This window comes from Mesorhizobium sp. WSM4313 (assembly GCF_002294725.1).
Lineage (GTDB): Bacteria > Pseudomonadota > Alphaproteobacteria > Rhizobiales > Rhizobiaceae > Mesorhizobium.
On the sequence record NZ_NSFT01000009.1, the window covers coordinates 1 to 22,612 of the forward strand.

Consider the following 22,612-nt stretch of genomic DNA (forward strand, 5'->3'; position numbering starts at 1 on the left):
GCCGGGGCTTGCCTGGCGATCCCGACGACACGCACAGCCGATATCTGGAGGCTGAAATCGACGGCCTGGTCGTCGGTTGCATCTACCTCCCGAACGGCAATCCGGCGCCGGGCCCGAAATTCGATTACAAGCTGCGCTGGTTCGAGCGTCTCGTCGACTACAGCCAGTCTCTGCTCGGCGAGCGCACGGTGCTTTGTGGTGACTTCAACGTCGTGCCGACTGAGATCGATGCCGTAGTACCTCGCCGCTGGTTGGGTGACGCCGTCTTCTTCCCGGAAAGCAGGAAAGCCTATGCCCGCATGCTGGGCCTGGGTTGGGTGGATGCGATGCGTCGGATCCACCCGGGCAAGGGCATCTACACCTATTGGAATTTTTCGTATCGCGGTGGCTACGATCGAAGCTCCGGCTTGCGCATGGATCATCTGCTCGTAAGCCCGTCGCTCGCGGCGGCCATCCGAGGTGCCGGTGTCGACGTCGAGACCCGTGGATGGGAAAAGCCGAGCGATCACGCACCCGCCTGGATCGACCTCGGTTAAGACAGTTTGCTTGACCGCTCAAAAGACAAGGTGCTTGCGCTTTCGTCCGGTCTTTCTCGGATAGGCCTTCATGTCAACCGCGTTCCAGACGCCCCTCGCGGGTGGCGGGCTCAGCGCACCTTCACAAGCGGAACCTAATGTTCGCCTGCCGCTTATGCCGGAATGAGCACCAGAGGCATCAACTTCCTCGATAAATGGATGGCAGAGCACCTGCCGAACGCCATGACAGATGATCCCATGGCCGTCAGTGATCTCGCCGATGAGATGATGAAAGCGGCAGAGCGAGAAGGCATTCCGGCCAGCGAAATCCACGAGGAGGTTGATAGTGTGTTCGGGGTGATCTTCGAGGCGATGCATCATCGGGAAGGCAGCTTGCCCGAGGCTGAGAAAGCCGTGTTGGATCAGTTAGCGGCACGGCTGGCCAGGGAGGCCGGCATCTCAGATGACCAAGCTGGCGAACTGCTTAGCGCATCGGCACGGACTGGGACTCGCTCCTTAACGAAGCGCATTTTCTGAAGGAGCTTGAAGGCAGGCTAGAGCAGGAATAAATACCTCTTCGGTGCGGTGACCCCTGCGCGAAGCACCAAATCGTATGGACGGACGATCGGGAAACAGGATGCGAAATCCTCTACCTTTTCCAACAGCGTCTGTTGACCTCGACCTGCTTCGGACGAACTTGAAAAGGCAGGCTAGCCCCGGCTTGGTTCAGGCAGGCGGGTTCGCCGGTTCGTGAGGCCCCCGGGTCAGACGGCCCAACGGAAGTCCAAACGGGGCTCCATTTTTCCGAGTGGTAAGCGCCTCATATCGAACTTCTTGACCGCGTCGCTTTCGCTGGAAGCGGACAATCAAAGCGTAGAATCGGCAGCTGGATGGGCCAGCACAAGCGGTCTATGAAAAAGACCAGCACGCCGTAGATAGACGACAAGCTAACTTTCACCAGCCGCGCCTGTGCCCTGTTGCTAGAAGTTCAAATTTGACCTTTCATGATCATGATTTGTCTAGAGTCTTTCCCATAGATTTTATAGCGTCTGCGCTATGAGTTTCGGCAGTTGTGAATCGCCGCCGGCTTACTATGCCGACGATAGGAGAACGCAATGACCCGCACTCACGTTGAACGTCTTGGAGAGTTCAGGGAAATCCTGGTCGCGACTCGACGCGAAGGCGTCCGTAATGTGCACCATACGCGCGACGCAATGCGGGCAAGTGGCTTTCAGATCGGGGATAGCGAAGGCTCCAGCTATGGTGCTCAGCTGAAAGCGCTCCAAGAAGAAATTGAGGCAGTTGATCGCGCCATCGAAGACGAGAAGCGGCTGGCCTTGGCTCTCGAAGGACGAACTCAATCCCGCCGCCCGACCAAGCCAAGGATCGTGAAGGCAACATAGAGTTAGCGCAATCGTTGGAGCTGGTTCGCGGCCCAACTCGGCTACTCTAAAAATCATGCTGATGTTTGCCCCTCGACCAGGCTTTACACCGTCAGCGAGTATTCCGCATCGTTGCTGAGATCTCGCCATAGGGCGTGAGCCCGCACCGGCCCACCGACATAGCCTTGGCGCACGCCTTGCTACCCCAGCCGAACGCCTGCACATCCTCCTCGGCGACGCCGCCGTCGACCATTAGCTGCTTGAGCCCAGCTGGCGTCCAGCGGTAGTAGTCATGCTGGCGCGCATGCACGTAGAACGGGAAGGGTGTGGCCACCAGCGTCCAGCCGCGGCTTGCTCATGACGTGGATGTTCGCTTCGGCCGCTTGCGGGCCCTGCACATGTTCCAGCGCGCTGACGGTCGGTTCGGCAAAAGGGCCGAGAGCCATGACCGTGAGCCTTGCGGACAAGTCGCGGCTTATCGAAAATCCGCGGCATGCGCCCGTTCTGATCAATCTGGCAAAGGCGTGCACGATGGCGAAGCCCGCGCCGACAGCAACCCCGTAATGGAGGCTTACCATGGCGCGGGCTCTCCGCTTCTGAACCCGGGATACCTGAAACTGTCAGTTCAGCGTCGGTTCGCCCATCGTCTCGGCAAGAAAGGACGCGGCGATCAAATCGTCCGCGTCGATGCGTAAGGAGCCTTCGCCGCGCCCCATGATGGCCGCGACCTTCTGGAAGGTCTTGATCTCATGCTCGGTGATCCTGGCGTCCCGCATCCTGGTTCTCAGATCGGCGACACGCATCCCGAGCGACCGGGATGTTCCGATTTCTCTATTCGACATTGGTCAGTCCTCCTCCCCCCGCTCGTGTCTGTTTCGCCGCCGCCCGAATTCGCAGCCTGCCCACAGTGAGGAGCATCAGCATGCAAGCTCGTGAGAATCTTCTGATATTATGAATTAATGATGAATTCGCGCGACTGTAGTTCAGCCCTGGATCGACCATCGTGATCACCGCGCCGCGCTCGGAGTATTCGAACGTGTCCAGAATCTTGTGAATGACGAAATCAGCTACATTGGGCGCCGAGCCGGCGTGATCTTCCACGGCCTTCCTCCATCCCGAAATCAGCGCGTCATCCCTTGGCAGCAGTCGTGTGCCTATTAAGTGTCCGACAACTGCACGACCGTTAAATATGTAGCGACTTGTATTAGCGTCCAGAATTATTAACGCTCCGCAGCATCGGTTGCGTCCTTGGAGCGGGCAGCCTCTCGGCAGAAGCCAGGCCGGGAACCGGATCTTTGACTGGCTGCTTTCCAAATGGGGTCTGGTCAGGTCGCGGTGTCGTGGAAGCGAGCGGCAAACGACTAGAAAATAGCGGCGTCATCGAGTTGCCGGATTTGTCGGCCCAGCACCGGCGAACGCCTTCCAGCATCAACCCTTGCGGCTACTGGCCAGGTGAATTGCCCAGCGCGTTGGAACCTCTTGCGAAACCGGGTGTTAAGCTGCGTTCAGGGGAATTCAACCTTTCATGGAACGACGAGTCTTGCCCTCCAGCATTTCTGGCGCGAAATCCCTGGCCCATGGCGAGCAGGTCGAAGGGCCCCGTGCGGTCCTGCTCCTCGGCAACGAGATGGAAGATTTCTTCGAGAATGCAGCCGTGGCTCTCCACCTGGTGGCCAATGACGGCACCATTTTGCGCGCCAATCGAGCCGAACTGGACTTGCTCGGCTATTCCGCGGAGGAATACGTCGGCCGCAACATCCGGGAATTTCACGCCGATGCCGCCGCAATCGACGACATTTTGAACTGCCTTTCTCGGCATGAGCAGCTTCAACACTATCGCGCGAGGTTGCGCGCCAAAGACGGCTCCATCCGTTGGGTGGAGATAACATCAAATGTTCGTTCGGCTGGTGGTCGGTTCCTCAACACGCGCTGCGTCACCCTCGACGTAACTAACAAGGTCGAAGCGGAAGAGTTGTTGCGCGAACAGGAGCAGAGACTTGCCCTGACCTATCACAGCGCTGGTGTGGGAATCGTGGAAGCTGACGCCGAAGGCCGGCTGCTGCGGGTGAACGGACATTTGTGCCGTCTTTTGGGCTGTACGCAGGAGGACCTTGTTGGCCGATCTATTTTCGATCGGACCTTTCCTTCCGACGTCGAGGCGGATCGCACGAAATATCGCCAACAGGTCGCCGGCGAGATCAAAAGCTACACGATCGAGAAGCGGTTCGTCCGCAAGGACGGGTCGCTTTTCTGGGCTGTCGTAACCTCTTCCAGCGTTTACGACGGCATCGGGCGGTTTCACTACGCAGTACGGGTGCAGCACGATATCACCGAGCGCAAAGAGATCGAGGCGACACTCGCGCAAAGGGCCGAGGAGCAGGCTGCGCTGCATCAATTGACCGAAATGCTGCAGCACGCCCATACCCGCGAAGACGTCTACGAGGCTGCGCTCGATGCGATCCAGCGCGGGCTAAGATGTCAGCGCGCTTCTATTCTGCTTTTGGAAGGCGGAGTGATGAAGTTTGCCGCCCGGCGGGGCTTGTCGGACGCGTATCGAAGCGCCGTGGAGGGCCATTCGCCCTGGTCCGCAGCAGACCACGATCCGCAGCCAATTTGCATGCGCGATGTGGAACACGCCGAGCTCCCGAGCAACTTAAGAGACGCAATCCGAACAGAAGGCATCGGCGCGGTCTGTTTCATTCCGATAATCGAAGGCGGGCGTCTGCTGGGCAAGTTCATGGCCTATTTCGACGAGCTGCACGAATGCTCGGCAGAAGAGATTGAAGTCGCCCGGACAATCGCGCGCCAGCTCGGGTTCGGCATTGAACGTGTCAGAGCACAGAATGCGACCCAGCGACTGGCGGCAATCGTGGAATCCTCCCATGACGCCATCGTAAGCAAGGATCTCAACGGCATCGTCTCGACCTGGAACCGCGGCGCCGAGCGCCTCTTCGGCTATACGGCCGCGGAGATGGTAGGCAAGCCCATCACCACCATCATTCCTAAGGATCGGCAGCACGAGGAGCCGCTGATATTAGGCCGCATCCGCAACGGCGAACTCGTCGATCATTTCGAAACGGTTCGCCGCCGCAAAGACGGAACGCTGATAGATATCTCTCTTACAATATCCCCGGTGCGGGATGCCTCAGGCCGTATCGTCGGAGCTTCCAAAATAGCCCGAGACATAACTGACAAAAGGATAGCGGAAGCGAAGATAGAAGACAGCGAACGCAAGCTTAAAGACCTGCTCGCCGCCATTCCTGCCGCGATCTACACCACCGATCGCGACGGCAAGATCACCTACTTCAATGAAGCGGCGATGCAACTCGCCGGCCGAACGCCCGTGATTGGCACCGACGAATGGTGCGTGACATGGAAGCTCTACTGGCCGGACGGAACACCGCTTCCCCACGATCAATGTCCCATGGCCATCTCGCTGCGCGAAGGGCGGCCCGTCCGAGGATATGAAGCGGTGGCCGAGCGGCCGGATGGAACCCGGGTTCCATTCATCCCCTATCCGACCCCGATGCGCGATGCCGCGGGAAACATCACCGGCGCCATAAATATGCTGGTCGATGTGAGCGAGCGTAGGCAGGCCGAAACCCAGCAACGGATCTTGCTCGACGAGCTCAATCATCGCGTGAAGAACAACATGATGATGCTGAAGTCCCTGCTTTCGGTTGCGGCGAGGACCAGCAAGAGTTCGGAGGCCCGGACGGTTCTGGATGAGGCCAGCAAGCGGGTGGCCGCCATGGCCGCCGCTCAGCGAGTCCTCTATGACACGCCCGACGCCATCAACTTCGGTGCCGGACCTTTCTTGGGAGCTGTTTGCGAGACCGCAAGACAGATGTTCCCCCCGGCTGTTCAGTTGATCTGCGAGGCAGATCCGATCCAACTGCCAAACGACATTGCGATGCCGCTGGCGCTCACTATCAACGAGCTTTTGATCAATGCCATAAAGTACGGCTTGCCCGGAAATGGGCATGGAACCGTTCGTGTTTCCATTAGACAGAACGGCCGAGCCATTAGCCTTGTCGTCGAGGATGAGGGCCCGGGCTTCGAACTGAGTTCGGTGCGCTCGTCGTCGTCAGGCCTGCGACTTGTCGAAGGCCTAGTGCGACAGATCGGCGGGAATTTCGAAGTCAGCCGGCACCCGTCCAGATCCACCGTGACCTTTTGTCAGATGCCCCAGGAGATTGGCCTTGCGACCGAAAGCAGCGATGCCTGAGTTGAGCCGTGCGGGGGAGATCAATCGATCGTTCAGGCCGCAGGTCGTCTTCTCCCGAGATGATGTGAGCGGAGGACGCGCTGAAACCACTCTGAACCAGTCGATCTTGGTCGTCGAAGACGACTACCTGATCGCGCTGGATATAGAGGCCGGACTGCTGGCCGAAGGCTTCTTGCTAGCGGGCCTCGCGACCAGCGCCGATGAGGCGATAAGTATGGCGCTCTCGACCAAGCCGGTGCTTGCCCTGATGGATATCCGCTTGCTTGGCAAGCGGGACGGCATCGACGCGGCCGTGGAATTGTACCGCGATCTTGGCATACGATGTATCTTTACGACGGCGCACGGTGATCGCGACTTGAGGCTTCGAGCCGAGGCGGCCAGACCGCTGGGCTGGGTGCAGAAACCCTATTCTATAGCGACGCTCGTCGCAGCCATTCGAGATGCCTTTCAGAAGCTCGAGAAGGAGAGCTGAACGCCTGGGGAGGGCCATTTAAGCGGGTTGGATCGCCGAGCGCGCCACAACAGTGCTTGATTTGGGTGCCAAGGTGCTCCTCTTAGCCTTGCGGCAGGTTCGTCTCGATCGCGGCAGCCGTGCTCGTACATGATCACGGCTTTTTATGTTTAGGGCTGTCGCGCCCCATCCTCGGAAGAAGATTGTGATTTGCAAGCCGTCCGGATCTGTCGTGACCCGAGCCTCCTCGACATGCGTGACAGCGCTCACGCGCTCGATCTGATGGGCGCAGGATATGGAAGGGCCGGCGAACGCTGCGGGATTGCTTGCGCTCCGGATGATTCTGGACGCCAACAACAGGTTGATGTACGAGCCGCTGCTGAGGAGATCGAGCCATCGCGCGGCGAATTCGCCGGGCGCATGATTGGGCTTTGCATGCGTGGCCGCAATCTGTTGGCTGATGATCACACGGTCCGCAATCGAGCGGTTCTGAAGAGTTCGCGGACCCTGCGCAACCGAAACGCAACGACAACGTCTGGCGACCAACGCTGACTAACGTCTCGCACCCAAGGTGCTCGAAACATCAAGCGAAAAGTGCAGACAGGTGCGGGAGACGATTCCGCCTCTCCGCTCTTGCAGGCTCGTCTACCCGTCAGGACGGTGACGGGTAGACGAAACCGAGCCTCGTCAGGTCGGCAGGTTCAATCAGCCCGAATCTTATTTTTTCTTGCGAGCGGCGGCTTCGGCGCGCACAGGCGCCTCGTTGATATTGGCCGCGCCGCCCATGTCGCCATTCTTGGTTCGTCCGGCCCCCGGCCCGGCGCCAATATCGGCGCCTGTGGTCGGATCGGAGGAGGGATCCGAAAGCGTCCGCTCTCCCATTTTTGTAACCACTTTCATGTCTTTGGCCGCCAGCTTGACTGTTGCGGTCCCATCGCCATCGTCCGCTGGCATGACTTCCTCAAGATCGTCCACGCGGTCCCATTCGTCTCCCGAATTCCATGGCCCATTCGTGTCCCCTTCACCCTGCGACGTGTTGACGTACATGCTCGCATATTTCTCAATGCCGGGGAGCTTGCCCGTCGGAAAGTTGTTCTCGATCGCGTAGAGCGCTTTCTCGAAGGATTTTTGATGCGCGATTTCGCGCGTCATGAGGAATCCGAGGGCGTCTTTGACGCCGGGATCTTCGGTGATGTTGATCAGTCGCTCATAGACGATCTTGGCACGCGCCTCGGCGGCAATGTTAGACCGCAGATCGACGGTAGGCTCGCCGCGGGAATCGACATAAGCGGCAGTCCACGGGACTCCGGCCGAGTCGCACAACGCAGGCGCGCCGCCAAACAAGATGGACTCTTTGGCCGTCGTGCCGCTTGCGCCGACCATCAAGTACAGTTCGGCTTCTTTCATCTGCCCTTCGGCCAGCTGCGCCTTCAGCCCTTTGTTGAGCATGGTGACGATCGAGCCGACGACCTCGAGATGGCTGAGCTCCTCGGTCGCTATGTCGAGCAACATGTCCTTTCGGCCGACATCGTCTTCGCCCAGCCCTTGGGTGAAATAGCGCATTGCGGCGGCAAGCTCGCCATCGGCGCCGCCGAACTGCTCCATGATCATGCACGCCAGCCTCGGATTCGGCTCGGAAACGCGAACGGTGTATTGCAGTCGTTTATTGTGCATGAACATGAGGCTTCCTCCAAGGGTTGGGGCTTCCTAACCTCCCGACACCTGGAATGTTCCTGCGTATAGACAGAATGACTTAAATCGTGCGTCTTCTGAATCCGCGGAGCCGCGTTGACGTCGCGTGCTCACCCGGATCCGACTTTGCACGAGAATTCCTGCAAGCTAACCTTATGCAATACTTAAGTGGGAGGACCGAGACGATCAGAGCGCGTTGAGGCGCCGACGTGTCAGTCGGGCCTGAAGGAGGACTACGACCAGGAGGAACAGTCCTCGGATCACTGATTGCCAGTAGGCTGAAAGCGAGATCCATCCCATCCCGTTCTCGAAATTCAGAACATTGAAAAGGATGCCGAGCAGGAGCACGCCGGCGAGCGTGGTCACAACCGAACCCGAGCCGCCGGTGAGCAACGTCCCGCCGACCACAACGGCTGCGATGGCGAACAATTCCCAACCCACTCCTTCAATGGGCTGTCCCGCCCCAAACTGCGATGCCAGGATAACGCCGGCGAGCCCTGCGAGTCCCCCGCTCGCGACATAGACCAAAAACTTCACACGATCGGTCCGCAGGCCCATGAGACGCGAAGCATCCTCGCCGCCGCCGATTGCCAACACCGCCCGTCCGGTACCGGTGTAATTCAAGACAAGGGAACCAATGAGATATGCCACGACGGCGATCGCCGCCGGGATCGGAAACGTCCAGAAATTGCCTTGGCCGATGGCAGTGAAGCCCGATTCATAGGAGACCGAAACGGTCTGGTTGCCCGCAAGCAGGAGGGCCGAGCCACTGGCGGCCTGCATCGTGGCGAGAGTGGCTATGAACGGCATCAGATTGGCGCGTGTGACAAGGGTCGCATTGATGAGCCCGGCGGCCAGCCCAGCGCCTATACCCGCCGCGAGACCAGGAACGATTCCATAAGGGCTTGCCAATGCCGAAGCCACGCTGCCCAAGGCAGCGACGGAGCCCACGGAAAGATCGATTCCCCCTGTCATGATGACGAAGCACATACCAAGCGCCACCAGCGCGAACATGGAATTGTAACGCAGGAGACTCATGACATTGTAGAAGCTGAGGAACCGATCATAACGCAGGAAACCGAACAGAATGAGCGCAGCCAGGGCGATCAATACGCCGTAGGTGCCAATAATGCGGACGAGGCGGGCGCGATTCATAAGGCTACCCGCGATGCTGCTGCTGCAGCCACACGGCGAGTGCGATGATTCCTGCCTTGACCACCAGGGCAGCGGCGTCAGGCACCCCGTTCGCCAGAAGGGTGTAGCGCACCAGTTGAATGGTAAGCGCCCCCAGAAGGCTACCGACGATGGTGGCCTTGCCGCCGCTGAGCAGGGTCCCGCCCACGGCAACAGCCGCGATGGCATCGAGTTCCATACCAAGGCCAACCAGGTTGGCGTCGCTGGAGGAGTTGATTGCAATCACGATAAGCCCGGCCAGCCCGGCGCAAAGACCGCTAATGCCATAGACCGCAATCTTTACCTTGGAGACGGCAATCCCAGCTAGCTCGGAAGCCTTTTCATTACCGCCGACCGCCAATATGCGTCGCCCGAACAGCGTTCTTTTCAACGCCCATGCAGCTGCCGCGACAATGACAGCCATGATGATGACTTGCGTCGGGATGTCCAATGGTCGAGCAAGGCCGATCCATTGAAATTCAGGTACGCGGAAGGTTTGCAGGTTCCCGTTGGTCATCACCTGAGCGATGCCGCGGCCGGCGATGAACAGGACCAGTGTCGCGACAATGGGCTGGATGCGGAACCGGGCGACCAACCAGCCATTGAAGAGCCCCAACAGCCCGGCCACCGATACCGAGACGGTCATCGCGGCAGCCACGGCCAGGTGGATGCTTCCGATCGGAAGGATCTTGCCCATGAAGATCATCGGGGCCAGCGCACCCGAAATCGCCATCAGAGATCCGACGGAGAGATCGATGCCGCCCGTGGCTATGACGAGCGTCATCCCGACGGCTACGATGACGATGGTGCAGACCTGGGTGAGGTTGACGTTCAGCGTCTGCATTGTCGCGAAATTGCGTGTGAAGGCGAGGTTGAACGCAACCAGCAAGACAAGTGCGATCAAGGTACCGTAGCGTGACAGAAAGCCGAAGAGATCGAAGCTCCGCGCGACGGCATCCCGCTCCGCATATGACCTCGGCAGCTCGGTCATGTCGTGGCCCCCGAGGAAGCGCTTGTCCCGTGCGCCATCGCGGTCAGCACTTTTTCTTCGTTAGCGGCTTCAGCTTCCAACTCGGTCACGCTAACGCCATCGCGCAGAACGAATATGCGATCCGCACCTTCGATCACTTCCTCCAGCTCTGACGAGATCATGAGCACACCGAGGCCCTGATCTGCAAGTCTCCGGATCAGACGCTGAATCTCGCCCTTGGCACCAACATCGATTCCCCTTGTCGGCTCGTCGAGTATGAGTAGCTTCGGATTCATCGCCAGCCAGCGGGCAAGCAGCACTTTCTGCTGGTTCCCACCCGAAAGCTCCCGCACCTTCTGATTGGGCCCGGAGCATTTAATGCCGAGCTCGCGGATGAACCGCTCGACGATTTCGCGCTGGCGCGAGTCGTCCAGCACGCCGTTGCGGCTGATTTTCGGAAGCAAGGCAAGGGTGAGGTTTTCTGCGACCGTCATCTCCGGCACGATACCTTCGCCCTTGCGGTCCTCGGTGCAGAAGCCCATGCCGGCGGCGATCGCGTCGGCGGGACGGTCGGGGTGGTACGCGGCACCCTCCATCGTCATCTGGCCGGAGCTTGGCCGATCGGCACCGAACACGAGCCGTGCAGTTTCGGTGCGACCCGCGCCGAGGAGGCCCGCAAACCCCGCGATCTCGCCGCGCCGGAGATCGAAGCTCACATTGCGGACAGCCTGCCCGGCCCCAAGCCCTCGCGCCGAAAACATCACATCTGCGATTCTAGAGCGGTCGCGCTCGCCGAAGGCTGTGGCGTGACCCTCGACAGCCGCGACATCGCGGCCAAGCATAGCTGCAACAAGTTCCAGCTTGCCGATCTCTTTCATCGCGGCGGTGCGCACGGTGCGGCCGTCGCGCATGATCGTGACCTGGTCGCAGACCTCATACAACTCGTCGAGCTTGTGGCTTACAAAAATGACGGACACCCCTTCAGCCTTCAACTGATGAATGACGCTGAACAGCACTCCCACTTCGCGTTCGTCGAGGGACGAGGTCGGTTCGTCCATAATGACAAGGCGAGCGGAGAACCCTATAGCCCGGGCGATCGCCACCATCTGCTGTGTTGCAGTGTTGAACTCGCCAAGCGGACGGCGAACATCGATGCCAATTGCGAAGCGGCTCAGCAGGCGCTCGGCTTCCGCGTGCATGGCATTCCAGTCGAGCAGGCCGTAACGGCGCTGTTCCCGGCCCAGGCAAATGTTCTCCGTCACTGACCGTAGCGGGACCAGATTGATCTCCTGATAAATCGTGCTGATGCCGTTGACTTGTGCCTGGTGGGGCGAGTGGACCTCAAAGGGCTCGCCTTCGAACAGCACTTGCCCGGCATCCTTGCGGTGGTATCCGGTCAAGACCTTGATCAGCGTCGATTTGCCGGCGCCGTTCTGGCCTATCAGGGCATGGACCTCGCCTGAGCGCACGCAAAGCGACGCGTCCGCCAGCGCCGGTATGCCGGCGAAACGCTTTTGGATGTCGCGCATGTCGAGAAGCAGCGGGGAAGGTCCGTCGGGCGGCCGCGTCATCGGCAAAGCTCCGAAAAAGCCTCCCCGCCGAGGCGGGGAGGCGCCATAAGCTAGACAGCTTCAGAACGCCGTACTGATCTTGTCCTTTGCGTTCGTGCCGTCGTAGAAGTCGTCGTCGTTCTTGATGAAGGGCGGGATTTGCTTGCCCGCGGCATAGTCGGCCATCGTGGCGAAAGCCTTCGGACCGAAAAGCGGGCTGCAGCCGCAGATGGCGCCGATCTTGCCGTCGACGATTGCTTGCACGCCGTCCTTTTCGCCGTCGATCGAGACGATCAGCACATCTTTTCCGGGCGTCTTGCCGGCGGCCTCGAGAGCTGCGATCGCGCCGAGCGCCATCTCGTCATTATGGGCATAGATGATATCGGCTTCGGGATGCGCCTGCAGCAACGTCTCCGCCACTTGGCGGCCCTTGTCGCGAGCGAAGTCGCCCGACTGTGAAGCGACGATCTTGAATTCCGAGTGCTTGGCGATGATGTCGTCAAACCCCTTCTTGCGGTCGTTGGCTGGCGAGGAACCGGTGGTGCCTTCCAGCTCGATGATCTTCGATTTTCCATTGGCGTTCTTCACCACCCATTCGGCGATGCGGTTGCCCTCATTGATGAAGTCGGAGCCGATGAAGGTGACGTAATCCTGGCCAGGCTTGGCCATGGTATGGTCCACATCGCGGTCAATGAGAAAGACCGGGATGCCGGCATCACGCGCGGCCAGGATGACCGGCACCAACGGCTTGTCCTCGCGGGGAGGCAGGAAAATCGCGTCGACGCCCTGCGCGATCATGGAATTTACGTCGGAGGCCTGCTTGGCCGAGGATCCGGCGGCATCAGTATAAACGAGCTGATGGCCGAGCTTTGCAGCCTCATCCTGCATGCTTTTGGTTTCCGCCAGCCGCCATGGATTATTGCTCTCGGTCTGGGCAAAGCCGACCTTGTACTTGTCTTTCTTGGCAAGCGGCGGGAGCGCGGCGAAGGCGCGTGGAGCGAGGGTAAGAGCGGCCACGCCGACGGCGGAGCCTACCAACAATTTCCGACGGGTAATGATCATGCTTTCCTCCTTGGTTGTCGCGTTTTGACGCCGTTGAATATTCCTCGCCCATGGCGGGCTAGGTCAGCTCGCTTGCAGACTCCGCCCTCGATTGAGTCACTGCGCCCGCTTCCAAAATGAAATCGGCGCAGCGGTCGCCCAGCATCATGGCGGGTGCAGCCGTGTTGCCGGCGTTGATGTTAGGGCACACCGACATGTCGGCAACGCGCAGGTTCTCTATCCCGCGCACCCGCATGGCCGCGTCCAGAACGGCCATTCGATCGCTGTCCGGGCCCATGCGGCAGGTGCCGGCCGGATGGTAATTCGTTTTGACGAAGCGCTTGCAGTGCCTTTCGAGCGCCGCGTCGCTGAGGTCGTCTTCCCGGGGGACGGCTACAGCCTTGACGCGGTCCGCCAGTGGCTTCGCGTGGAATGCCTTCAGGAAATAGCGCTGGCCGGCAATCATCTGCTTCATGTCGTCTTGATGTTTGAGCAGGTGCGGAGAGACGACCGGCATGTCGTTCGGATCTGCCGAACGCAGCTTCACGAAGCCACGGGACTTCGGCTTGACGACCACGGTCGTCACAGTGAGGCCGTAGGTATTCTCGACCAGGGTCAGGATATCGCGGTCCAGGTACACATGGGGCACGCAAAAAGCCTGGATCGTCGGTTCGCCGTCCGGGTCGGTCGGATTGACAAAAGCCCCGGCCTCGACCCCAGCCGAAAGGATGGTGCCGGCGCCGAAAAGCTTGAAGTGCAGGCCGTTCTTGATCATCCGCCAACCCTGGCCCTGCTTAAAGTAGCCATACGGGCCGTTTGCTGTGGCAATGATCGGCACTTCCGGATGGTCGATCAGGTTCTGGCCGACGCCTGGAAGGTCGACGACGCAGGCAATGTCATGTCTAGAAAGTTCCTCGGCTGGGCCAATACCTGACAGCATAAGGAGTTGCGGCGATACCAGCGCGCCCGACGAGACGATCACGTCGCCGTCCGCATGGGCCTCGTGCTCGGTTCCCGATTGGTCAGTGTAGATTACACCCTTTGCGCGCTTGTTCTGGATCAGCAACTGCCTCGCGGCAGAATTCAGCCTCAGCGTCAGCCTGGGATCCTTAGCCAATGGCTCGATAAACGCATAGGCAGCGCTGCTACGCTTCCCGCGCCGGTTCATGAACTGATAGAAGCCCACTCCGCGTTGCGACGGCCCGTTGAAGTCATGATTGTAGGGCAGTCCGAGCCGTTGGACCGCCTGTACAAACCAACGCGAAACGTCGTCAATGTGACCGGGGTCGGAGACAAGCAACGGTCCTTCGCTGCCATGCAACTCGCCGCCGAGGCGGTTGTTGCCTTCCATGCCCGTGAAGTGGGGCAGCACCGCCTGCCAGTTCCAGCGGATGCCGGCATTGTTGCCGCGCAGCAACTCATCCCATTCGTCATAGTCCGAGGCACGGCCGCGCATATAGACCTGGGCGTTGACCGAGGTGCCGCCGCCCAGCACGTTACCTTGCGAGATTTCGTGTTGACGTCCATCCAGATGCTGCTGCGGCTCGGTGCGGTAATAGCGCATGAACTTCGAGCCATTGATCATCTTGAAGATCCCCGGCGGCATATCGAGCAGCGGGTGGTGATGCGAATGCCCAGCTTCGAGAAGCAGGACCCGCCGTCCTGCCCTCACCAGCCGCGCCGCAACCACGCAACCCGCTGCTCCGCCGCCCACCACGATATGATCGTAAGTCTGCGTCATTCTCGCCGGTCCTCCCTCCGGCCCTCACGACATTTCAAATGTGCCACGGACATACTCCCAAGCCGCGGAAAGATGATTGAGCAGCGCCCGCTCGGCGCCATCCGGATCTCGCTCGATGATCGCCATGCAGATTTCGCGGTGGCTCAGGAAATTGATGCGGTTGCGCTCGGGCGATCGGGGCATGCGCATCCAATGCGGCGCCAGCCACGCGGTGAAGGCCTTGTGCACTGCGGGCATCACCGGGTTGCGCGTAATCTGGTAGAGCACGGCGTGAAATCCTACGTCGGTGGCATAGAATTTTTCCGAATCCGGTATCGCCGCCTCGTTCATCTCGAGCGCTGATCTGAGCGTGGCCACGTCGTCCTTGCGCGCATGGATGGCGGCGTTGCGCGCAAGAGCGGCTTCAAGAAAGACCCGGGTATCGTAAAGGTTTTTCACTCCCGCCTGAGCGCTTAGCAGGTGGCCGACAACACCTTCCAAAGCGCCGAGCGCCGCGTCCAGCCCCGGCCGGCGGACCACTGGGCGAAAGCGTGGACGCGCTTCGATGAGACCGCGGCTTGCCAGGCGAGCGACCGCTTCACGCACCACGCCGCGGCCAACCCCGTACTCGGCCATCAACTCGCGCTCGGCTGGCAGGAAGCTGCCATCACCGAGCTTGCCGGAGACGATATCCGCTTCGATTCCAATCACCATGGCGTCTGCCGCGCGAGCAGCTCCGCTCGTGGCCCGCGTTCCAAGATGCTGTGGTGTACTTAACAAGCCGTCCTCCACTTCACGCAGTCATTAATGCGCAGATCGGACCAAAGCACAAGGTCCAGCGAGTTATCATCGGACCAAAAGCGCGGTGGATCACCGATCTGGTTGCGATCAGCCCGATAGAGTGCAATTATGGTATGACGAAAATAGGCCAGACGACGAGAGCCTCGCAATGGGCGATACAATAATCACGGACGTAGAGGTTCGGCTTTTCCGGGTGCCGCTGCGTGAAGTAATGACCGACGCCAAGCATGGTGCTCACACGCATTTTGAGCTGGCGACAGCGACCCTGAGGCTGGCGGACGGCAGCGAAGGGACTGGTTACACCTACACTGGAGGTAAAGGTGGGCATGCGATCGGAGCCATGATCGTGCACGATCTGGCGCCGTTCCTGAAAGGACGGGACGCGACCGACATCGAGGCGCTCCATGATGGGATGCTATGGCACATCCATTATGTTGGACGCGGCGGCATCGCGTCCTTTGCGATTTCTGCGCTCGACATAGCGCTCTGGGATCTGCAGGGCCGGCGCATCGGCCGGCCACTCTGGGAAATGGCAGGCAGGGCCGGCAAGACAGCCAAGGCATATCGCGGCGGCATCGACCTGAACTTCTCCCTCGATCAGTTGCTGGCGAGCATCGACTCCTATCTCGCCGCCGGGTTCAATGCTGTGAAGATCAAGGTCGGCAAAGACGACCTCGCGGAGGATGTCGCCCGAGTTAAGGCGATCCGCGAGCGCATCGGGCCGCACACTCCGTTCATGGTGGACGCCAATTACGCGCTCGACATTCATCGGGCGATCGAAGCGGCGAAAGCATTCGCTCCTTACGAGCTGCTCTGGTTCGAGGAGCCCATCATACCTGACGATTACCAGGGCTACGCTGCCATTGCCGAGGCGACGGGCATGCCGCTGGCCATGGGCGAGAACCTGCATGTGATCGAGGAGTTCGAGCATGCCTTCGCGTGGTCGAAGCTATCCTACATCCAACCAGACGCGTCGAACTGTGGCGGCATCACAGGCTGGTTGCGGGTCGCCGAGCTTGCGCGCAAGGCTGGAATTCCGGTGTGCAGCCACGGCATGCAGGAACTGCATGTCAGTTTGGTCGCAGGCCAATCAAACGCTGGTTGGGTGGAGGCGCACAGTTTCGACATCGACCTGTACACCACTCGTCCGCTCAGGCTGCAGGATGGGCTGGCAGTCGCCCCAGACGAGCCAGGCATTGGTGTCAGCTTTGACTGGCGTAAGCTGGATGGCTTTGAGGAGAGGGTCTAAGCCAGATCGGTAACGGACCGACCTGGCCCGAAAGAGCCAGCTTGCCGAGCGGACCAGCCACGGTCGCTTCGAAGCGTCGAGAGGCTATCGCGCTGGAAAAGGAGCGCGCCGCGAATAAGCAACACCCGCCGAACGGCGAGTGGGGGGTCCATGGCGGCCGGTCAAGTGATCTCCCGGCAGAAGCGAATGACATATCGCTATTGGCTGTCGCAGGCGAAGCGGAGCACCTGGCCAATGAAGCAAATGTCCGACTGCTACTACGCGCAAGGTATCAACTTTTTTGCGAGACCTCGTCCCTCTGCTCATTGCGATCACTCAAAGTTAAATGCGCTGGCATCCGAAGTGCTCACAATGGCTGAATGCCACGGTACGTTTTCGAAGTTACGAGAAACGGGCAGCGATTTGCCGATGCGTGGGTTGAACTGGACAGCCTGCGCGACATGCGACGAGAAGCGCTTAAGACGCTGCACGACATCGCCGTCGACGAAATGGCTGAGAGCGACGTCGATGAGACCCTGGCGATCTCGGTCCATGATGAAACCGGCAGGGCGATATATTCAGCAACTCTCACGGTCTCACAATCGTTGCCGCTCTTGCACCTGGTTGGCCGGTGAGAAGCGTCATAGGACGTTGCGTCGAAGTGGTCCGCCGCCGAACATTCTTGGGTGGGCCGTCATCGGGGGCCATGATCAGTGCGCGCGTCACGTGGGGTTGTGGCGCCGATCCGCCGGAAAATGAAGCTTTCATTTCCCTCCGGCGCTGCCTGCGCGGCGTCGGTCAGCATCGCCATTCGCTTGTGGATCGGCGACTTGATGCAGGCCGGATCCGTTGCCGCCGCATCGCCGGCGATCGCCATCGCCTGACACCTGCAGCCGCCCCAATCGATCTCACGCCGCTCGCAGCTTCGGCACGGCTCCTGCATCCAGTCGGTGCCGCGGAAGGCGCTGAATGCCGGTGAGTCGGCCCAGATTTCGGCGAGCCTGCGGTCTCCGAAGCGCTCGAAGCGCAGCGAGGGAATGGTCTGGGCGGCATGGCACGGCAACACGGTGCCGTCGGGCGCGACCATGAAGGCGTCGCGCGCCCAGCCCCCCATGCATGGCTTGGGATACACGGCAAAATAATCCGGCGTGACAAAATCGATGTTCATGATTCCGGCGAGCCTTTCGCGTGCCGCCGTGACGATGTCCGCCTGCCGGTTGACCGCCGCCAGGTCGGGCATCAGCCTGTCGCGATTGGCGAGCGCCCAACCGGCATATTGGACGTTCGCGATCTCCAGCCGCTCCGCATCCAAGGAGAGGGCGAGATCGATGAATTCCGGCACTTCCTCGATGTTGTGGCGATGGACCGGCGCATTGATGGTGAGGGGCAGCCCGGCCGCGCGGGCGCGGCGTGCCGTCTCCAGCTTCTTCTCGTGGCTGCCCCGGTGGTTGCCGATACGGTCGGTGGTCGCCGGACGGGCGCCCTGGAAGCTTAGTTGCAGGTGGTCGAGACCGGCTTCGGCAAAGGCCTCGATGCGGCCCTCGGCAATGCCGACGCCGGCGGTGATGAGATTGGTGTAGACGCTGCGCGCCGAAAGCCCGGCGATCAATTGCTCGAGGTCGCGACGCAGCGTCGGCTCGCCGCCGGAAAGATGCACCTGCAGGACACCGAGATCGGCGGCCTGCGAGAACAGATCGAGCCAGGTCTGCGTGTCGAGCTCGTGGTTGGCCTTCAGCAGCTCGAGCGGATTGGAGCAATAAGGGCACTGCAGCGGGCAGCGATGCGTCAGTTCCGCCAGCATGCCGATCGGGGGCAGGAGGGGCGCGTTCATAGCTTCACCAAAAGCTTGTCCGACCATTCCTGCAGGAAGGCGATGACGTCGGCCGCCACGTCCTCCGGATCCGAGTCATAGTCGGCCGCAATATCGGCGATGATGCGCTCGACCGTGGACCGGCCGTCGCAGCGGCGCAGTATGTCGAGACTGATCTCGTTCGGCCAGAATACCTTCTCCGGCGAAAGCACGGCGAACGCCTGCCGCACGGGATCGTACTGGATGCGCACATGCCTGGGCAGCGATGGCGCCGACCGCAACGACACGATGGCTCTTTCCCGTAGTGCCGTCATGAGGCCGCCGCCGGGCGGAAGGCGCCGGGCGGTATGTTTCCCGGCGCGCCGTAAGCATGCTGGAGCGCATCGAGCATGGCCCAGAGTATGTCGCATTTGAACACCAGCGCATCGATCGCCTGCTGCTGGCGTTCGGCCGTGTCGGCATGGGCCAGCACATAGGCGAGGGCGAAATCGGCGTCGCGCGATGCCTGTTCGGGCCGCCGGCTGAAATAGGCCAGCGTATCCTCGGTGATGTAGTCGTATCTGGCCAGCATCGCCGGCACTCGCTCGCCAATGATCGTCGGCGAGAACATCTCGGTCAGCGATGACGCGACCGCCTCGAGCAGCGTATGGTTCGTGCAGAAGGAAAGATAGGCGCCGACGGCGAAACGGGTCGCCGGCAGGGCCAGCTTTTCGCCCTTGACGGCTTCGGCATCGAGCCCAAGAGAGCTCGCCAGGTGCAGCCAGCGCGCGATGCCGCCGCTCCAGCCGTCATCACCGTCATGGTCTTCGATGCGCTTGCGCCAGGCGGCGCGAAACGCCGGATCCTCGGCACGCGCCAGGATCATGGCGTCCTTGCGCGGAATGACGGCCTGATAGCAATAACGGTTCAGCGCCCAGGCCTGCATTTCGACCTTCGACAAGGCGCCGCCGGTCATCCTGTGATGGAAAGGATGGCGGTTATGATAGCGCTCGTCGCCGACCTGCCGCAGCACGGCCTCGAGCTCGTTCTTGGACAGTCCGCCTCGGGCCGCGTCGTGGAAATCGCTCACAATTCAAGCTCCATGCCATCGCTGGCGACTTCCCAGCCAGCCGCCTTGACCGCCGCGTGTTCGGCGGAATTCTCGTCCAGAACAGGATTGGTGTTGTTGATATGGATGAAGATACGGCGACCGATCTTCACATCGGCCAGGCCGGCGATAGAACCTGCTTCTCCGGACATTGCGATGTGCCCCATGCGCGCGCCGGTTTTCTGGCCGACGCCGGCCGTGATCATCTCGTCGTCCGTGTAGACGGTGCCGTCGAACAGAAGGCAGGCAGCACCGGCCAGGCGCGCGCGCAGCGCGGCATCGATGCGCGCGCAGCCCGGAATGTAAAAAACCGCGCCACGACCGCCGGTCTCGCTGATGCGGACGCCGATCGTGTCGCCGGTGTCCGAGCTGAAATCGGCGGCGGGATCGCCTCTTTGCTCGAGGTAGAGCGCTATCTTGCCCGGCACCGGAAAGCTGCGGACGATCACGCCGGTCGGGTGGCCGTCCGCGCCGCAGATAGCCATCTCCTGTGTCGGCGCCAAGAGACGCCGTGGCACGATCGCCGGATCAAGGACATTGAAGATCGAATTGGCCGCCAGTGTCGCGAGCACCTGCGCGGTCGCATAGATCGCGAAAGGCTGCCGCTCACGCAGGCTGAGCAGGCCGGCGATATGGTCCACGTCGGCATTGGTCAGCACCACCGCGCGGATAGGCGTCGAGCGCAGCGGTGCATCGGCCGCGGGCTGCAGCTCGGACGCTTGCGCAATCTGCTGGCGGATGTCGGGCGACGCGTTGAAGAGGACCCAACCTGTCCCATCCGCCGATACGGCGATGGATGATTGGGTTCGCGAACGCACGCCGGGCATGCCCCTGCGAGCCGCGCGGCTCAGGCGGTAATTGCAATTCCACTGCGGAAAGCCGCCTCCCGCCGCCGATCCGACGATCTTCACGCGCATGGCAATGCATGCCCAGCGGGCCAACTGACCGGCGCCACTTTTACGGCTGCGGTCGATTGGCGTCCGCGTCTTCTGATATCGCAAAGAATTGCATGCCCCGTTGAGCAGGGCATGCAAATTCACGGGCTACTTTTTCGGCCGGATTTCAGCAGGCAGATATCGCGATATCTCAAAGCCCGCCGCCACCTGACACATGGTTGGTTTCTTCCAGGTCTTCTTCATCGAGTTCTCCTTCTGCAACCATAAGATCGACGGCCGTTAGGGCCAAGTGGTCCACTTTGCTAGGCCGCCTGCAAAGCACGTTGATTGGCGTCGCTCTCGCCAAGAGCGTTGAGCGCCTCGTCGGTTGCCGATTCTTCCTTCAACGTTTGTCGGAGCAGCGGAAGAGCATCCTTGAGACCGAGCTGTTCGGCCCATGCGATCAGCGTGCCGTAGCGTGCGATTTCATAATGCTCGACCGCTTGCGCGGCGCCAACCAGCCCTGCGTCAAGCGCCGGCTCGTCCTTGTACTCTTCGAGGATTTCCGAGCCCTCCTCGATGATTCCGTCGATAGCAGGGCAGGTCTTGCCCCTGGCCGGCTTGCCGAGCATGTCGAAGACTTGTTCCAGGCGGTCCACCTGGTCTTCAGTTTCCTTGAGGTGCTTTTCGAAAGCGGCGCTTATCTTTTCGGACTGTGCTGCTTTCGCCAGCTTTGGCAAAGCCTTCAGGATCTTTTTTTCAGCGTAATAAATGTCTTTTAGTCCGTCCAGGAACAGGCTTTCCAAGCCGTTCGAGGTCGCGGACGAAGCTTTTTTCGGCATCTTAGGTCCTCCTTGGGTGTAGGGATGCGCCTGCGGCACTCTTCCTAATCCGCCCGGGGACCCGAAGTTCCGACAAGAGTGTCATCATCGCTGGCGCCGTGCCCACAACGACTTAGCTCCGAAGGCAGTCCGGTTGAGGAGACGTCAACTTCCGACTCGTCCGACATCGCGCATCCGCTCGATTTCCTCCGGCTCTTTGTCGTCCATTCCGGCGATCTCGTTGCGAGCCTTGTCGTTCGCCTTGATCAGCTCATCGAGTTTCGCCTGCAATGCTTGGGTGTCGCGATGCTCGGCCCTTTGAATAAACAGCGTCATTGCCCAGGTGATCAGCGTCGCGGCGCCGTGCCAGTCAAGTGTCTCCCGCTCGAAGACGTACCAAGCAAGAGTGTAGCCGCCCAAAATCAAAAAGGCCGCCGGTCGGGACGTCAGTGTGCCGACTTTGGTCAGCGCTTCTCGAAGCTGCAATGTTGCCATGCCTGCGAACGGCTGAGCGCAAGCCGGGTTCCCGCTGGATACGTTGGGCTGGAACCTAGCTCGAGGCGGGAACGTCCCCCTCGTGTCAAGCGCTCTCGCCGTGGAAAGCCATCGAGTGTGTCCCCAGAGTGTTCAAGCTCCCCACCGTGCAGCGATCCGCCCATTCACCGCCGTTTCGGATTTACGGAACATCGGCGTCATCGTCCAGTTATCTCGCGTCGAGGAGGAGGTGCTCCATGAACGCGACAAAGGAATTCCTGCGAAGCTGGCTGGAAGAGAATGTCGGCAACTTGCCGACCGATACCGAGATCAGCGTTGCGATGCTGGCGCAGCAATTCGAGCAAGACGCCGATGCCGCCGGCTACGGTCGCGAGGTGCGCGAGCAGGAGGTGGGCAACATTGAGGACGCCATCCAACGTGCACTAGACAAAGCCGGCGAGGAAAACAGAGGGTCGGAATCCAGTGCTGATCACGAGAATTCGCTGGCGCCTGTCATCGATGCCCTGGAAGATGTCGAGCCTGAACAGGATGATGCCGAGGGCTCCGGCAAGCCGGCTGTCTAGTCTAGCGGTTCTCCTTGGTCAGCGTCGAAATTACCGCGTCCAGAACCGTCTTTGGGCAAGTCTCTCCTTCGCGCAGCGCTTCGAACAGGGAGGTCACCAAGCTTTCCAGCGTTCCGCCGTGATCCTTCGACAGTTTCGAAGCTGCCTGCGTTAGCGCTTCGAATTCCAAAAGACTGAGTTGAGAGTGGCGCGTCATGGTTCCTTCCTCGC

Annotated in this window: 26 protein-coding genes; 7 read left to right on the forward strand and 19 right to left on the reverse strand. The window is 60.6% G+C overall.

All coding sequences use genetic code 11. The features are described from left to right. From CK219_RS20175 to CK219_RS20185, 3 genes are all read left to right on the forward strand, one after another. Positions 1-536: exodeoxyribonuclease III (locus CK219_RS20175; protein WP_095768508.1), on the forward strand; the 536-nt coding region annotated here is incomplete at its 5' end. Between the two features lie 162 nt (positions 537-698). Then, positions 699-1,052: a DUF768 domain-containing protein gene (locus tag CK219_RS20180; protein ID WP_095768509.1), complete on the forward strand. Its 354-nt coding sequence runs from the start codon at positions 699-701 to the stop codon at positions 1,050-1,052. Between the two features lie 578 nt (positions 1,053-1,630). Further along, entirely contained in the window at positions 1,631-1,918 is a 288-nt protein-coding gene (locus tag CK219_RS20185) for a hypothetical protein (RefSeq protein WP_095768510.1), read from the forward strand. Positions 1,919-2,009: 91 nt separating this feature from the next. Here the strand turns inward: CK219_RS20185 and CK219_RS31765 are convergent, their stop codons facing one another. The 3 genes from CK219_RS31765 to CK219_RS31325 form a co-directional block, all read right to left on the reverse strand. After that, positions 2,010-2,231, reverse strand: coding sequence for a hypothetical protein (locus CK219_RS31765; RefSeq protein ID WP_176477092.1), 222 nt, complete (start codon positions 2,229-2,231; stop codon positions 2,010-2,012). A gap of 286 nt (positions 2,232-2,517) precedes the next feature. Beyond that, on the reverse strand, positions 2,518-2,739 hold the full coding sequence (locus tag CK219_RS20190; RefSeq protein WP_095768511.1) for a hypothetical protein: 222 nt from the start codon (positions 2,737-2,739) through the stop codon (positions 2,518-2,520). Then, positions 2,729-2,998 carry a hypothetical protein gene (locus tag CK219_RS31325; RefSeq protein WP_140839338.1) on the reverse strand — a complete coding sequence of 90 codons (270 nt, stop codon included), beginning with the start codon at positions 2,996-2,998 and terminating at the stop codon, positions 2,729-2,731. The genes CK219_RS20190 and CK219_RS31325 overlap by 11 nt, the downstream gene beginning before the upstream one ends. 424 nt (positions 2,999-3,422) lie before the next feature. Here CK219_RS31325 and CK219_RS20195 point away from each other — a divergent pair, with 424 nt between their 5' ends. Both CK219_RS20195 and CK219_RS20200 read left to right on the forward strand, forming a co-directional pair. Further along, on the forward strand, positions 3,423-6,125 hold the full coding sequence (locus CK219_RS20195) for a PAS domain S-box protein (protein WP_176477093.1): 2,703 nt from the start codon (positions 3,423-3,425) through the stop codon (positions 6,123-6,125). After that, positions 6,100-6,597, forward strand: coding sequence for a response regulator (locus CK219_RS20200; RefSeq protein WP_245340547.1), 498 nt, complete (start codon positions 6,100-6,102; stop codon positions 6,595-6,597). The genes CK219_RS20195 and CK219_RS20200 overlap by 26 nt, the downstream gene beginning before the upstream one ends. A gap of 696 nt (positions 6,598-7,293) precedes the next feature. On the opposite strand, the gene CK219_RS20205 is transcribed toward CK219_RS20200, so the two are convergent. The 7 genes from CK219_RS20205 to CK219_RS20235 form a co-directional block, all read right to left on the reverse strand. Continuing rightward, the gene (locus tag CK219_RS20205; RefSeq protein ID WP_095768513.1) at positions 7,294-8,256 is read right to left on the reverse strand and encodes a manganese catalase family protein; all 963 of its coding nucleotides are present in this window, start codon (positions 8,254-8,256) and stop codon (positions 7,294-7,296) included. Between the two features lie 198 nt (positions 8,257-8,454). Continuing rightward, positions 8,455-9,423 (reverse strand): ABC transporter permease, encoded by a 969-nt coding sequence (locus tag CK219_RS20210; RefSeq protein WP_095768514.1) that lies wholly within the window; start codon positions 9,421-9,423, stop codon positions 8,455-8,457. A gap of 4 nt (positions 9,424-9,427) precedes the next feature. After that, on the reverse strand, positions 9,428-10,432 hold the full coding sequence (locus CK219_RS20215; RefSeq protein WP_095768515.1) for an ABC transporter permease: 1,005 nt from the start codon (positions 10,430-10,432) through the stop codon (positions 9,428-9,430). Beyond that, positions 10,429-11,982: a sugar ABC transporter ATP-binding protein gene (locus CK219_RS20220; RefSeq protein WP_095768516.1), complete on the reverse strand. Its 1,554-nt coding sequence runs from the start codon at positions 11,980-11,982 to the stop codon at positions 10,429-10,431. Before CK219_RS20220 ends, CK219_RS20215 begins: the two co-directional genes overlap by 4 nt. Positions 11,983-12,042: 60 nt before the next feature. Continuing rightward, complete coding sequence (locus tag CK219_RS20225; protein WP_095768517.1) at positions 12,043-13,023, reverse strand: ABC transporter substrate-binding protein; 981 nt, start codon at positions 13,021-13,023, stop codon at positions 12,043-12,045. Positions 13,024-13,081: 58 nt separating this feature from the next. After that, entirely contained in the window at positions 13,082-14,743 is a 1,662-nt protein-coding gene (locus CK219_RS20230) for a GMC family oxidoreductase (RefSeq protein WP_095768518.1), read from the reverse strand. 24 nt (positions 14,744-14,767) lie between these two features. Further along, complete coding sequence (locus CK219_RS20235; protein ID WP_095768519.1) at positions 14,768-15,436, reverse strand: FCD domain-containing protein; 669 nt, start codon at positions 15,434-15,436, stop codon at positions 14,768-14,770. Positions 15,437-15,734: 298 nt separating this feature from the next. Here CK219_RS20235 and CK219_RS20240 point away from each other — a divergent pair, with 298 nt between their 5' ends. Next, a complete protein-coding gene (locus CK219_RS20240; protein WP_280950914.1) occupies positions 15,735-16,772 on the forward strand; it encodes a mandelate racemase/muconate lactonizing enzyme family protein in 1,038 nt (345 codons plus the stop codon). A 311-nt stretch (positions 16,773-17,083) separates the two neighbouring features. Here the strand turns inward: CK219_RS20240 and CK219_RS31330 are convergent, their stop codons facing one another. From CK219_RS31330 to CK219_RS20275, 8 genes are all read right to left on the reverse strand, one after another. Next, entirely contained in the window at positions 17,084-17,305 is a 222-nt protein-coding gene (locus tag CK219_RS31330) for a hypothetical protein (protein WP_141245388.1), read from the reverse strand. Positions 17,306-17,445: 140 nt separating this feature from the next. After that, a complete protein-coding gene (gene pqqE / locus CK219_RS20250; protein ID WP_095768521.1) occupies positions 17,446-18,582 on the reverse strand; it encodes a pyrroloquinoline quinone biosynthesis protein PqqE in 1,137 nt (378 codons plus the stop codon). After that, positions 18,579-18,848: a pyrroloquinoline quinone biosynthesis peptide chaperone PqqD gene (pqqD, locus tag CK219_RS20255; protein ID WP_245340549.1), complete on the reverse strand. Its 270-nt coding sequence runs from the start codon at positions 18,846-18,848 to the stop codon at positions 18,579-18,581. The genes pqqE and pqqD overlap by 4 nt, the downstream gene beginning before the upstream one ends. 23 nt (positions 18,849-18,871) lie before the next feature. Further along, on the reverse strand, positions 18,872-19,630 hold the full coding sequence (pqqC, locus tag CK219_RS20260; protein WP_095768523.1) for a pyrroloquinoline-quinone synthase PqqC: 759 nt from the start codon (positions 19,628-19,630) through the stop codon (positions 18,872-18,874). Continuing rightward, a complete protein-coding gene (gene pqqB / locus CK219_RS20265; protein ID WP_095768524.1) occupies positions 19,627-20,565 on the reverse strand; it encodes a pyrroloquinoline quinone biosynthesis protein PqqB in 939 nt (312 codons plus the stop codon). The genes pqqC and pqqB overlap by 4 nt, the downstream gene beginning before the upstream one ends. 126 nt (positions 20,566-20,691) lie before the next feature. Further along, positions 20,692-20,787: a pyrroloquinoline quinone precursor peptide PqqA gene (locus tag CK219_RS31335; protein WP_108702850.1), complete on the reverse strand. Its 96-nt coding sequence runs from the start codon at positions 20,785-20,787 to the stop codon at positions 20,692-20,694. Positions 20,788-20,846: 59 nt separating this feature from the next. Continuing rightward, positions 20,847-21,365: a ferritin-like domain-containing protein gene (locus CK219_RS20270; protein ID WP_095768525.1), complete on the reverse strand. Its 519-nt coding sequence runs from the start codon at positions 21,363-21,365 to the stop codon at positions 20,847-20,849. 144 nt (positions 21,366-21,509) lie between these two features. Continuing rightward, a complete protein-coding gene (locus tag CK219_RS20275; protein WP_095768526.1) occupies positions 21,510-21,839 on the reverse strand; it encodes a low affinity iron permease family protein in 330 nt (109 codons plus the stop codon). A 236-nt stretch (positions 21,840-22,075) separates the two neighbouring features. On the opposite strand from CK219_RS20275, the gene CK219_RS20280 reads away from it, so the two are divergent. Further along, a complete protein-coding gene (locus CK219_RS20280) occupies positions 22,076-22,402 on the forward strand; it encodes a DUF768 domain-containing protein (protein WP_095768527.1) in 327 nt (108 codons plus the stop codon). A 1-nt stretch (position 22,403) separates the two neighbouring features. Here CK219_RS20280 and CK219_RS31340 read toward each other — a convergent pair whose 3' ends face one another. After that, positions 22,404-22,598: a hypothetical protein gene (locus tag CK219_RS31340; protein WP_140839317.1), complete on the reverse strand. Its 195-nt coding sequence runs from the start codon at positions 22,596-22,598 to the stop codon at positions 22,404-22,406. Between the last annotated feature and the right edge of the window lie 14 nt (positions 22,599-22,612).